We start from the raw sequence: 11,837 nt of genomic DNA, 5'->3' as shown, positions 1-11,837 counted from the left end.
GTCAGTAAAAAAGCCCACAAGGGCATTAAAGCAACTCTGTCTAATTGTGTCATGTCGGCCATGAGATATAACGCTCATTTTAAGGCTTATTATGAACGAAAACTCAAAGAAGGCAAAAACAAGTTTATTGTTTTCAATGCCATGAAGAACAAGTTAGTTAGGCTTATTTTTTCTTTAGCCAAGCAGGGTAAAAAATATGACGAAAATTATTCATACTCTCTTGTTTGAATCATAGAAATCCCGTGCGGGTGAGATTCAACAAGCTAACGACTGACTCCTTATATTAGTTTTGTACAATCCAAAACATACTCCTAAAAGGAGGAGACGTTGTTCTTATCTTAGAAAAGAATACCCTATTTGGAATGAGAGGTTTATCGTAACAGTAAAAAGGAACCTCTTTGTTGATGAGTTTTAGAGGTTGTGCCATCTAGATATTGAAACTGTACTGTATATACATAATATCCACTTGAGCAGGGACTATTAAGATACTCACCATTCCATCCTTCTTTGGGGTTACTGGTATGATATAACACATTGCCCCAACGAGAAAAAACTGTAAAATAATAGTTTTTGACTAAATCCGGTTGACTAATTATTGGGTAAAAAATATCATTGAACCCATCCTGATTTGGGCTAAATACGTCAGGTACAAAAGTGGATAAATTGGAACAATTTGTTAATCGAACAATGAGTGAGTCTCTGTATTTACAGCCGTTTAAATCTGACTCTAACCAGACTATACCTGCTTGTTCAACCCTAATACTATCTTTTTGGCTAGCATTAAACCATTGAAATGAAACATTGGTAGGTGCGTTAGAAGGGGTAAATAAAGTAGTTTTTTCTCCAAAACAAAGTTCAAAATCATTTCCTATATTGAATTGAAAAGAAGGCTTACTTGTTACAATCAAAGTGTCTTTTATGTTGCATCCATTGATTTCAAATTGTGCACTATAAACGCCTGCTTGAGTGATAGAGCGCTCGGCAGCATTAGAGCCATCATCCCACACAATCGTCCACCCACTTTGTAAGGGTTTTAAGAGTAAATGTTGTCCTTCACATAGAGAAGTATCTTGTCCCAATGGATTAGTAGGAATGGAGTTGATGACTATTTTGAGAGAATCTGAGAAGGTGCTATCGCAAGAATTATAAGCTTTGACTTGATAAAAACCTTCTTGTGTAACTGAAATACGGGTTAGTTGGGTAGCAAATTTGACATTGTTTCTGTACCAATCATATTGAAGAGAATTTTGGGACATTACTTCTAATGTTACATTAGTCTGTTGGCAATTGTTACTAGGGCTTGAGGAAATAATTGTAGGTTTAGAAAGCGGAAGGTGTGTTATAGCCACTGTTGCAGAGGCTGTGGCACGTAAAGTATCACATTCTTTATTTTGTGTTACTTCGACTACAAACTCACCAGATTGTTTACTGAGAAAAGTAGAGGTAGTCTGACCAGAAATGATTTTTCCATTTTGGTACCATTTGTAGCTTACTGGCTCTGTAGTGTTGGCCTGCGCTTCTAAGGTATAATAACCACACGCATTTTGTGCTTGTTTTATATTTACACTGATAGTTTTAGAGAATAAACTGGGAATGAGATTAGGTAACCCAAGACTTGAGTTTTTGGATAGTCTAATAGAATTTTCTTGAAAATTACATGCTAACCCTTTTTGGTTGGGATTATTGAGGGTTGATAAAAATAAAGAACCATCTTGAGCAATATAGATACGACCATCTGAAGCAATCTGAAGTGCTCCAAAATCATTGTTGATGGAGCGTCCAACAACCGTCAAAGTACTCATTAGGTCAGTAGCATTATTAGCACCTAACTCAATTTGATAAATAAAGGCTTGGGTCTGAGCTTGAGAAAGATACAAAAATTTTCCATTAGGAGAAAACTCAATTCCATAGGCTCGATAAAAGCGATTGTCGCGAAGGTAAATGGGGTTTGATAGCTTTCCTGTTTTTTTATCAAAATCGAATAATTCATATGCGTTTTGGTCGTTTATGGCTAATGCGATTCGATTACCTTCTGGGGAGCTTTTCATATAACCGATGGCGCTACGGCTTGCGTATCCGTGGGTTTGTCCTACTGATGAGATGACTGGATTTGTCGCATCAATTCCATTTTCGGTTAATAACCATGCGTTGAATTTATTATTGCCAGTCTCGTGAGCTATGATCCAATAATGTCGGCCATTACAATGAGGGACTGTTGTGAGTTTTTCTACAGCACGTGGTAATAATCTTATATTCTTTCTGACAATTCCTCCTAGACCAGCGTTTGCATTCATGTCTATTTCGCAGTATTGAACTCCGCCGCTTGCACCTTCATAGTCGACTGATATAACATAGTATGAACTATTTGAAGAGGGTTTCGGAACAATAATACCTGATTGACTAGAGGAGCTATTTCCACCTAGATTGGTGGCGTTAGGTATTCGCTGATGATTTTTGTTCCATATTGTAGAACCATCCGTATACATCAATAAGCGGCCTTCTTCATCGCATATAGTGGCACATCCTTCCCAAGTATTAAGAGTGTTGTTGCTGATAGGTGTGGGAGGGGATGTATTGAAATCTAGTCCTGCATTTCTTCCAAAATACCAAATATTGGATCTTTTTAAAGATTGGGGGTAACCAGTATGCATTACTAATAATAGCCAAATCAAAATTAAATGACGTGAAATCATAATATTTTTGTTTGTGTTTATTATTTCCCTTAACATCCTTACTTTTTACATTATCTTCCTGAAGTTGTGTCAAAATTTAGCGAATTATCCATAATCATCCCTCAAAAACTTATCTAAGAGGGTTAAAAATTGTCAAAAGCAAGTTTTTGTTCAGGTTCTGAGCTTGGAGTGACTTATTAGCTCAGGTGAAATAGTAGTAATGTAGGTGCGGCAATGGAGAGTACAGTAGGGAATAGTAGATATACGTACCTTTGGCACCCAGATGATTGTAGGTAAGTCGAAGCTATATGCTATAAAAGGTATGGCTTCTCTGAAGATACTTCTAAAAAAGAAGCCCTGCCTCAGAGAAGCGCAAGGTTGGTAGTTAAACAAACGACTTAAGTATAGAGATAATGTAATGAGTTGTCCTATTTTTTCAATTGATTTTCAAACAAAAATACCCCGTTTTTATTGGCAATGACAATGTCGGGCTTACCGTCTTTGTTCATGTCTTGTACAACGATATTAAGTCCCGCCCCAGAGTCGTTGTCGATGACATGCTCTTTCCAGTAGGGTTTTTGGCCGGGCGTAAACTCAAACCACAACAGATAGGCTGCGTCGGCATCGCCAGGGTCGCGACCATGGTGAGCCAAAAAGCGTTTTCCGGTGATATACTCTTTTTTGCCATCGCCATTGATGTCGGCCATTATAGAAGAGTGAGTTTGGGCGGTAGTAGTGCTTATGAGCTGGGTTTGGAAATTGAGTTTTCCATTGGCGTCGGTGATTTGTTGGTGCCACCAAATTCCCAAGGCGTGGGCCGAAGCACTTATTACATCGTTTTTGCCATCGCCATCTACGTCTATTATGTGCATATGAGAGCAAGGCTCACCAAGATTGGCTGGATGAAATACCCAACTCCCTGATTTAATGTCTTTGGTTCCTTCAAACCACCCTTCGCGTACCACCACATCTTTAATACCGTCTTTGTTGAGATCGCCGTAGCCAATTCCGTGCGAAAAGCTTTCGGTACCCGGTACGTTTTCGGCACTTAATGGAAAGCGTTGCCATTCTGTTTGCCCGCGTTTGGTGGGGGCTTTGAGCCACACAATTTGTTTTTTTGCCCTGTCACCACATAAAATATCCAATCGACCATCATTGTCTATGTCCACAAAACCAGGGGATTCATTAGCCACTCCTACTGAATCTGCAATGATATGTTTTTTCCAAATGCCAGGTTTATTGCGTGGGTTTTCAAACCAAAAAGCGGGTTTGCCCGGAAAGTCAATAATCACCACATCGTCCCAGCCATCTAGGTTTACATCCATGCCAAGATTGAGGAAGGAGTTAGAATATTCTTTGCGGGGATTGAAAACCCGCGAAAACATGCCAAAACCAACGGTTTCTTGGTTTTTGTCTGAGGGAGTTGACTCAGCAGGAGCCATTTGATGCTTAGTCCACGAGGGTGCTTCAAACCAATAATACCCTGCAATGATGTCGAGTTTGCCGTCTTTGTTAAGGTCGGCTACGGCTACTCCTTCGGATATAAAATCGCCCGTGATTTTTGTTTTCTTAAAATCGGAAGAAAACGATTGAGCGTGTGAAATGCCTACTCCCCAGATGGCCATAAGCCCCAACAAGATACTAGTTTGATGCGTCATCTTTTGTGTATTTTCTGCTTTTGGTTCTACTTATTCAGCCGTATTCCCCAATACTTTATCAATTAGCATTTGAGTCTCGTGGTGTTCGTGAGAACTCCCCTGTCCCAATCTACTTCTTAGTTCTTTCAAGAGGTTTTTTGCCTCATTGGTACCGAGGGCAGCTATACGCTGAATGGTGTAAGACAGGTGATTGGGCATAACTGACTTTTCGGCCCATTGGAGCATTCTTTTTGCATCCACCGTGGCCAGAGGCTCGGTAGCATACCATATCATCAAAGGTAGATTATGGTCAGCAATGTCTTCCTCCTTTTTTGACAGCGCTTCTACTATATTCCAACGCTGCGCAAGTGGCAAGCGCTGTATGCCAGAAGCAAGGTAGAGGCGTACCAAGGCGGAGGGGTCTTTTTTAGCTAAGTCTTCTAATTTACGCAACGTTTCTGGTAAAATCGCCTTATTTTCTACCAATAACTGTACGGCCCAGCTTCTGACATACTCGTTATTGTTTGACAATAAAGCTGCCAATTCTTTTTCTGTAAGCCCTTTTGTGACGTGCAAAGCCCACAGCGCACGGAGTTTGCGGGTAGCATCAGGGTTTTTAGCAAGTATTTCTTTAAGAGCAGTGTGTACTTTCGGGTTGGGACCACGTTCTTGCAGAATAGTTCGCGCTTGTCTTACATACCATTCGTTTTTGTGAAGTTGATAATTTACTAATTCTACATCCGAAGCTTTGGTCAAATCTACTTTCACCCATTTGTCATTTTCGTGGGTAATTTTGAAAATACGCCCCATTGTTTTGTCGTGTACGTCGGGATTGGAGCTGTGGCATTGGTTTTTGTCATACCAATCAATGGCAAATACCGAACCGCTTGGGTCGTATTTGAAATTGAGCCACTGCGACCACGAATCGTTCATGGCCATAAAATCGTCGCGGTGGCGTACCACATATCCTGAGCCTTTGCGCTCAGGGTGGTCGCGGTTAAAGCGCGCGCCGTTGATATTGTTCATAAAGATTTCGTTGCGATATTCCTGCGGCCAAGACCCTCCTAGATAGACCATTGCGCCTGCGTGTGCGTGCCCGCCGCCTTTGGACGCTGAGCGAAAATTGCCCGCATGAGGGCCGCGTTCGCCCACCCAATGCACGTGATCGGCGGCAGTTTTGATGTCGTCATAAGTATAAGGATTGAAGTGCTTGCCTGCTTGTCGCTGATAGCGAGCATTTTGGATGATATGGTACATGTGTGGAATCACACAGGCAGTGATAAAGGGATGTCCATAATCGTTGAAATCAATCCCCCAAGGATTGCTAGTACCTTCTGCAAAAACCTCAAATTGATGAGTCGTAGGATGGTAGCGCCACACACCCGCGTTGATTTTGGTGCGTTCAGAATCAGGAGTGCCAGGCTTGCCTACATTGGAGTGCGTAAAAACCCCATGCGTGCCATAAAGCCAACCATCGGGACCCCAGCGGAGGCTATTTAGCGTCTCGTGGGTATCTTGCATTCCCCAGCCGTCGAGGAGTTTTTGAGGTGGGCCTGCAGGCTTGTCATTTTTGGCATCTATCGGTACGTATAAAAGATAAGGTGCCGCTCCAAGCCATACGCCGCCCATGCCTACTTCCATGCCACTTACTAGATTCAGCCCTTCCATAAACACTTTTCGACTATCAAGGGTACCGTCGCCATTGGTATCTTCAAAAATCAAAATACGGTCGCGGCCTTGTCCTTCGGGTGCAGGTACAGGATAGGTATGAGCTTCTACTACCCAAAGCCGCCCACGGGCATCAATCGTAAAACAAATAGGGCGCACTATATTAGGCTCGGCAGCAGCGAGGGTGATTTTAAAGCCTTTGGGAGGAGTCATCGCTTTGGCCGCTTCTATCCCCGAAAGACCCGCATTCAGGACAGGATCGAGCGGAGGAAGAATGATAATATCTTTTTGCTTGAGCTCATTCGGAAACTCAGGGCGGCTAGGATAAAACTGAAAATCGTCAAAGTTGATATGCGCCCATTTGTCATGAGCGATATAGGGAATTTGTGAAATACCCGTTTCATCGTCAATGATTTTGATGTAAATATCCTTGTTGAGATGTCCTTGCAAATCCACTACTACAGGTTGTAAATTGGAGCGTCCTTGTCCTGTGATGCTAAAAATGATTTTGTGGGTAGCAGCATCTAAAAGCTCCACTCGGGTATCTTGCAATGCTCCTCCCGAAACCCGAAAAGCGGCAAAAGGCTGGGTGATTTTGAAAGGAACGGAAGTAAGAGTACCGGTGGCCTTGGCATTGAGGGTGCCGCCGCTGCTCACAAAATAGTTACCTTCAAAACCAATTTTCATTTCTTTCTCATGCATCGGAGAGGGAGTCTGCGAAATCAAAGCATTGGCGAAAGCACTACCCGTAGCAGTCCAATCTTTTAGAGTGCCAGCTTCAAAATTCAAATTGAGAGGTTGACCGTCTTTTTGGGGAAGTTGCCCTGGTACGACTTTGGTGGTGATTTCCCCCATCACTACTTCAATGTTGCCTACCATGCCCGCTGCGCGGTGGCCGGGTACAGAGCAATAATAGACGTCGCTGTTTTCAGCAATGAAAGTGATACTAGTATGCGCTCCTTTTTCCATGATGGTCTTACTTTTGACGCCTTTTTTCTCAAGGGCAATATCATGCGTCATGAGTTCGACATTAGTAATGGAAATTCGAACGTTCTCACCTTTCTTGACGCGCAGGGTAGGATTGCGCGTGCCGTCGGGACCAAAATACCCGACCATAGAAGCTTCAAGAGAAAACTCACGGTCGATGGGGGCGTTGTCATTTTGCCCCAAAACCCATTGAGAGGCAAAACAACAAACCGCAAGCAAAGGTACAAGCAGACGATTTAGATGCATAATAAAAGAGAAAGGTTTGGTTTAAAGAACAGATATAATTATTTGGAGAAAATCAATTTGTATGGCGTTTTGAACGAGTAGAAAAAAAAAGATGTTTTGTTTATGTACTGATAGTCAATGTGCTGTTGATTCGTATTCCTTCTATGATTTTTTACAAACATTATTCAGTTTTCATACTACTTACTTGATTCAGAAAGCCCAATAGCTATTGCCATTGGGCTTTTTTGTATGCTAAATATGAAAGAGTAATGCCGGAGAGTAAAATCTTAAAAATCAGTATTAGATTTTGGAATGTTCATTTTCTGAATCCAAATATTGCGATAGAGTACATCATGACCTTCGGCTTGAAGTTTGAGGCCGCCAGGTACGTCTGTGATGCCTTTGCCGCCGTCGTTACCTCCATCAATACCCGAATTAGGTCCACCCCATACTTGGTTGATATGCTGGTTTTTATGTACTTTTTTACCATTGAAATACATGGTAAGCATGGCTTTTTCGACCAGTTTGCCCTCTTTGAATCTCGCGGCTCTAAATACAATATCGTAGGCGTTCCATTTGCCAATACCATTGTAGGCAAAGTAAGGAGATGGGGTTTCGTTGATAACTGCCGCCATGCCATGCGAAGTAGTATCGCCATCTAATACTTGAATTTCGTAACGATTTTGGAGATATACCCCACTATTGCCCCCTTTTTTCTGAATCAGAAATTCTATATGTAATCTAAAATCTCGGAATTGGTCTTTAGTCACAATGTCGGCAGCTCCGTATTTGCCTCCCGCAGCAGCAGGGTCGTTGGTATTGAGAACCGTACCTTTGTCAACAGGGTCATTGACAATAAACCATTTGATGGGCAAAGTAGCGGCTAAACGAGGACCCTTCCAGTACGTCCATTTTTCGTCGAGCATTTTGCGTGACCCATCAAAATAAACTTCGGCACTTTTAGGGGCTTTTACTCCTACCCCTACTTGGGCGTGAAGAGTGCCACCTATGATAGTAGCCATAAAAACCAAAATGATAGATTTGGAGGTGTTTTTTTGAATCATAAAAAGAATATTTTGGATAGAAGGACGATTATGTATGAAAGAATGAAACCTTAAATTCTACTCTCAACGAGCCTCATAGACAAATAACGTAGAAGCGTCGTCGTCGTCGGGAACAAAATAAGCCCGAATGCCATTAGTGGCTGTTTCTACCCAAAAGGGGTTGTTGGTCATGGGTGCGCCCGTGGGTGACCACAGTGGAAGAGGGATTTGAAATACGGGACGTTTGTCGATGAGATTCACCAATTCTAGCCCCCCCATCGCATATACGGGAGAGTCGGAAGAGGTACGGTATTTGCGCAATCCTCCGCAGAGCATTTGATGCTGCCCTACATAATGACAATCTTGGTAATCCACATAAAATGAGGGATTGGGGACACCTTTTTGAGAGACAAGCGACTTCATCTCAGGGTTTTGTTTGGAATCAAGCGGCCAGGTATAAAAGGTACGCGAGCCCCAGCTTATCCCCGTTAAGGCATGGGCTTGGGTGTCATGTACGATACCTCCGATATGGTCGCCAAACCGCATTACTTCTTCTACTTTTAAGCTCTGTGGGTTTACTTTATAAATGATAGCTTGGCTTTTGGGGCGGTACTCGGCTACCGGAACCCAGATAAATTTTCCATCAAAATCAATTCCTCCTGGATGATAAATGGTGCCTTCGCCAAGGGTGATTTGGGCGAGGAGTTTGCCATTGGCGTCAAACTTAAAAAGGTGTCCTTTGCCTTCGCCGCCGTCGTTGTTTTGGCGTTTGCGAGTCACTTCGACCGAACTCATGTAGAAAACATCTCCGATTTTGACCATACCTTGGGGATGAAATGTAGGGAAGGACAGGAGAGTGGAGCGTACTAGCTCCCAAGGAGTATCGGGACGGAGTTGCTTGATTTTGTCAACCAGTGCTTCTTGCGCTATTAATTGAATAGAAAAGAAGAAAAAAATAAAAAAGGATTTCATTGTTTGGGCTATTTTTAACCACCGCTACGACTAAAATAAAAAGCAATTTTAGCCTTAAATCTTTTGTTAATTTTGGCTTTTTCAAACAAATACTAATCAAGATTTTGGCGGTATGGTATCTACGCACATTTTTTCATTGGCTCAGACCCTCTGGGACTATCATCATGTAAATCATTTACTTCAAAAGTCGGATTGTATTTTGGTATTGGGTAGCCACGATTTGAGGGTAGCCGAAAGAGCGGCGGAGCTGTACTTAGAAGGATGGGCACCCTTGTTGATATTTTCGGGAGGACTAGGGCGGCTTACTCAAGAGATTTGGTCGGAGCCTGAAGCTGATAAATTTGCTTCGATTGCGGTGAAGATGGGGGTTCCGAAAGAGGCTATTTTAATCGAAAGCCAATCAACCAATACAGGCGAGAATATTTTGTTTACCCAACAACTCTTATCATCCAAAGGCCTTTCTCCAGAGTCGTTTATTGTAGTTCAAAAACCCTATATGGAACGGCGAAGTTTTGCGACTTTCAAAAAACATTGGGCCGATAAGCAGCTGATGGTTACTTCTCCACAAATCAATTTTGAAGATTATCCTACTACCGAAATTTCGTTGGAAGAAGTAATACACATCATGGTAGGGGATTTGCAACGTATCAAAATTTACCCCGAAAAAGGTTTTCAAGTGTATCAAGAAATACCCGCTCAGGTTTGGGTAGCTTACGAAGAATTAGTGGCTTTGGGCTATGATTCTCATCTGGTATAGCTTAGACTTTCTAAACTTGGAAAGTCTGGTTTATGACTCTTATTCTTATAGGGTGTAGTTTAGACTTTCCAAGTTTGGTTTACCCTTCTATCCAATCTTTGAAAGCGGGGGCTTTGTCGCGACTAATGATGACCTCTTGGGTGGTGGCGGGCAAAAGTTCTAATTTGAGTTTTCCATTAAAATAAGTATGAATTTTTTTGATAGAAGGAAGTGCTGCAATAAACTGACGGTTGAGCCTAAAAAAATGTTGGGTATCAAGCAGTTTTTCCAATTCTTCGAGGGTATAATCAATCCAAAAGGTGCGGCTATCGTTGCGAACCAAACATACCATTTCGTTGGTCGTAAAAAAATAGGCAATTTCTTGCTGATGAATGGGCAGCAATTGATCATTTTGTTTGACCAAAAAACGCGTTTTAAATTTCTTTTCCTGACGAGGAAAACTATCTAGCAACGACATCATTCGCATCTGATAATCATCGGGAGCAGGGTTGCCGCTCCATTCGCGGTATTTATCAATAGCGGCGGCAAGCTCGGTTTGTTTGATGGGTTTCAACAAATAATCAATGCTTTTGACCTTAAAGGCTTTGATGGCGTATTCGTCATAGGAAGTAGTGAAGATAATGGGGCTTTTGACAGATATTTCCTCAAAAATGCTAAAACATAGCCCATCTGAAAGCTGGATGTCAGAAAAGATAAGGTCTGGAGCGGGGTGAGTGGCAAACCAGATTTTGGCAGCCTCAATACTCTGAATTACCCCCACAATGTGGATAGTAGCATCTATTTTTTGGATGAGTTTGGTGAGGCGTTCGGCGGCAGGGTATTCGTCTTCGATGAGGAGAGCCTTCATGGCAACAGGGGTATTCGTACGGTAAAATTCCAGTCGTTTTTAATGATCTCAACTTGCTGATCAGTGAGCAATCGATAGCGGTTGATGATGTTTTGAAGACCTACTTTAGTCGATTTTTCAAAAGTTCTTTTTTCTTGAAGATTGTTGGCAATGTTTAGATAGTTGTTTTCTTGGAATATGCTGATTTTTAAAGGCTTTTCTTTTGATACTATATTGTGCTTAAGGGCATTTTCGACCAGCATTTGCAAGCTTAGAGGGGCGATTTGTTGTTGATAAGCGGTGACGTCGATGTGCGTTTCTACTTGTAAGTTTTCCCGAAATCGCGCTTTGTTAAGATAAATATAGGACTCCACAAATGCCATTTCCTCTTCGAGCGATACGGTAGTTTTGTCGCGACTTACCAACACATAGCGATACACGTCCGAAAGTTGTTCTAAGTATTTTTGGGCGGGAGTATTGTCGTCGCCAATAAAAGAAGCCAAGGTGTTGAGGCTGTTAAACAAAAAATGCGGGTCGAGCTGGTTTTTGAGGGCTTCGAGTTGCGACTGAACATTTTCACGGGCGAGGGCTTCGGTCTGTTGGATATTGTGTTTCCAAGATTGAAAAAAATACACACTTTCATAAATCAGAGTCACTACAAGTGTAGGAATCAGACTGATACGGAAGCCTAGCAAAAGGGGCGGATGGTCGTGGTAGTTGAGCAAATAGTCACAAAAAAAATAATCAACAAAAATGGTAGTGAGCAGCGTGTAACTCAAGCTTATCAAAGTCTGATAAATAAGCCTTTTGGTAGTTTGATTGTAGTTCGGAAAAAACTGCCGTGAACGGCTAAAAATGTAGCGATTGCCTTCCCACACCAAAAAAGTGTTGAGAAGGCAGGTGCTTATCCAATGGGCCATTTCTTTAAAGTCGAAAGCACTAAACGCCTCGTTGTGAACTATCAAAGGAATAAGAATCGCTAACAAGGGTATGCCAATCAATCGAGCTTTGCGGTCATTTATTACGACAGTTTCCATGCATTCAGTTTAA

Annotated in this window: 8 protein-coding genes and 1 pseudogene; 2 read left to right on the top strand and 7 right to left on the bottom strand. The window is 42.1% G+C overall.

Going from position 1 to position 11,837, the window contains the following annotated elements:
• Window positions 1–228 (top strand): annotated as a pseudogene (locus tag P1X15_RS25215) (IS110 family transposase); the annotation flags it as partial.
• A 143-nt stretch (window positions 229–371) separates the two neighbouring features.
• On the opposite strand, the gene P1X15_RS25210 reads toward P1X15_RS25215, so the two are convergent.
• From P1X15_RS25210 to P1X15_RS25190, 5 genes are all read right to left on the bottom strand, one after another.
• Window positions 372–2,693, bottom strand: a complete 2,322-nt coding sequence (locus P1X15_RS25210) for a gliding motility-associated C-terminal domain-containing protein (RefSeq protein ID WP_277340906.1) — start codon at window positions 2,691–2,693, stop codon at window positions 372–374.
• A gap of 407 nt (window positions 2,694–3,100) precedes the next feature.
• Window positions 3,101–4,297: a VCBS repeat-containing protein gene (locus P1X15_RS25205; protein WP_277340912.1), complete on the bottom strand. Its 1,197-nt coding sequence runs from the start codon at window positions 4,295–4,297 to the stop codon at window positions 3,101–3,103.
• 63 nt (window positions 4,298–4,360) lie between these two features.
• On the bottom strand, window positions 4,361–7,210 hold the full coding sequence (locus P1X15_RS25200; RefSeq protein ID WP_277340905.1) for a PVC-type heme-binding CxxCH protein: 2,850 nt from the start codon (window positions 7,208–7,210) through the stop codon (window positions 4,361–4,363).
• A gap of 266 nt (window positions 7,211–7,476) precedes the next feature.
• Window positions 7,477–8,211, bottom strand: coding sequence for a DUF1080 domain-containing protein (locus P1X15_RS25195; RefSeq protein ID WP_277340911.1), 735 nt, complete (start codon window positions 8,209–8,211; stop codon window positions 7,477–7,479).
• Between the two features lie 105 nt (window positions 8,212–8,316).
• Window positions 8,317–9,204: a DUF6454 family protein gene (locus P1X15_RS25190; protein WP_277340904.1), complete on the bottom strand. Its 888-nt coding sequence runs from the start codon at window positions 9,202–9,204 to the stop codon at window positions 8,317–8,319.
• A gap of 112 nt (window positions 9,205–9,316) precedes the next feature.
• Here P1X15_RS25190 and P1X15_RS25185 point away from each other — a divergent pair, with 112 nt between their 5' ends.
• Window positions 9,317–9,961, top strand: coding sequence for a YdcF family protein (locus tag P1X15_RS25185; RefSeq protein ID WP_277340903.1), 645 nt, complete (start codon window positions 9,317–9,319; stop codon window positions 9,959–9,961).
• Between the two features lie 79 nt (window positions 9,962–10,040).
• Here the strand turns inward: P1X15_RS25185 and P1X15_RS25180 are convergent, their stop codons facing one another.
• Both P1X15_RS25180 and P1X15_RS25175 read right to left on the bottom strand, forming a co-directional pair.
• The gene (locus P1X15_RS25180; RefSeq protein WP_277340902.1) at window positions 10,041–10,808 is read right to left on the bottom strand and encodes a LytTR family DNA-binding domain-containing protein; all 768 of its coding nucleotides are present in this window, start codon (window positions 10,806–10,808) and stop codon (window positions 10,041–10,043) included.
• Complete coding sequence (locus P1X15_RS25175) at window positions 10,805–11,824, bottom strand: sensor histidine kinase (RefSeq protein ID WP_277340901.1); 1,020 nt, start codon at window positions 11,822–11,824, stop codon at window positions 10,805–10,807. The genes P1X15_RS25180 and P1X15_RS25175 overlap by 4 nt, the downstream gene beginning before the upstream one ends.
• Between the last annotated feature and the right edge of the window lie 13 nt (window positions 11,825–11,837).

The sequence above is a fragment of the Runella sp. MFBS21 genome (assembly GCF_029433105.1).
GTDB lineage: Bacteria > Bacteroidota > Bacteroidia > Cytophagales > Spirosomataceae > Runella.
Note: the sequence above shows the minus strand (reverse complement) of the source record. Positions and strands in the feature narration are given on the sequence as shown.

Excerpts from the sequence above, each read along its gene's own strand:
- P1X15_RS25180 (WP_277340902.1), bottom strand. The coding sequence starts at position 10,808 with ATGAAGGCTCTCCTCATCGAAGACGAATACCCTGCCGCCGAACGCCTC.
- P1X15_RS25185 (WP_277340903.1), top strand. The coding sequence starts at position 9,317 with ATGGTATCTACGCACATTTTTTCATTGGCTCAGACCCTCTGGGACTAT.
- P1X15_RS25195 (WP_277340911.1), bottom strand. The coding sequence starts at position 8,211 with ATGGCTACTATCATAGGTGGCACTCTTCACGCCCAAGTAGGGGTAGGA.
- P1X15_RS25205 (WP_277340912.1), bottom strand. The coding sequence starts at position 4,297 with ATGGCCATCTGGGGAGTAGGCATTTCACACGCTCAATCGTTTTCTTCC.
- P1X15_RS25190 (WP_277340904.1), bottom strand. The coding sequence starts at position 9,204 with ATGAAATCCTTTTTTATTTTTTTCTTCTTTTCTATTCAATTAATAGCG.
- P1X15_RS25210 (WP_277340906.1), bottom strand. The coding sequence starts at position 2,693 with ATGATTTCACGTCATTTAATTTTGATTTGGCTATTATTAGTAATGCAT.
- P1X15_RS25175 (WP_277340901.1), bottom strand. The coding sequence starts at position 11,824 with ATGGAAACTGTCGTAATAAATGACCGCAAAGCTCGATTGATTGGCATA.
- P1X15_RS25200 (WP_277340905.1), bottom strand. The coding sequence starts at position 7,210 with ATGCATCTAAATCGTCTGCTTGTACCTTTGCTTGCGGTTTGTTGTTTT.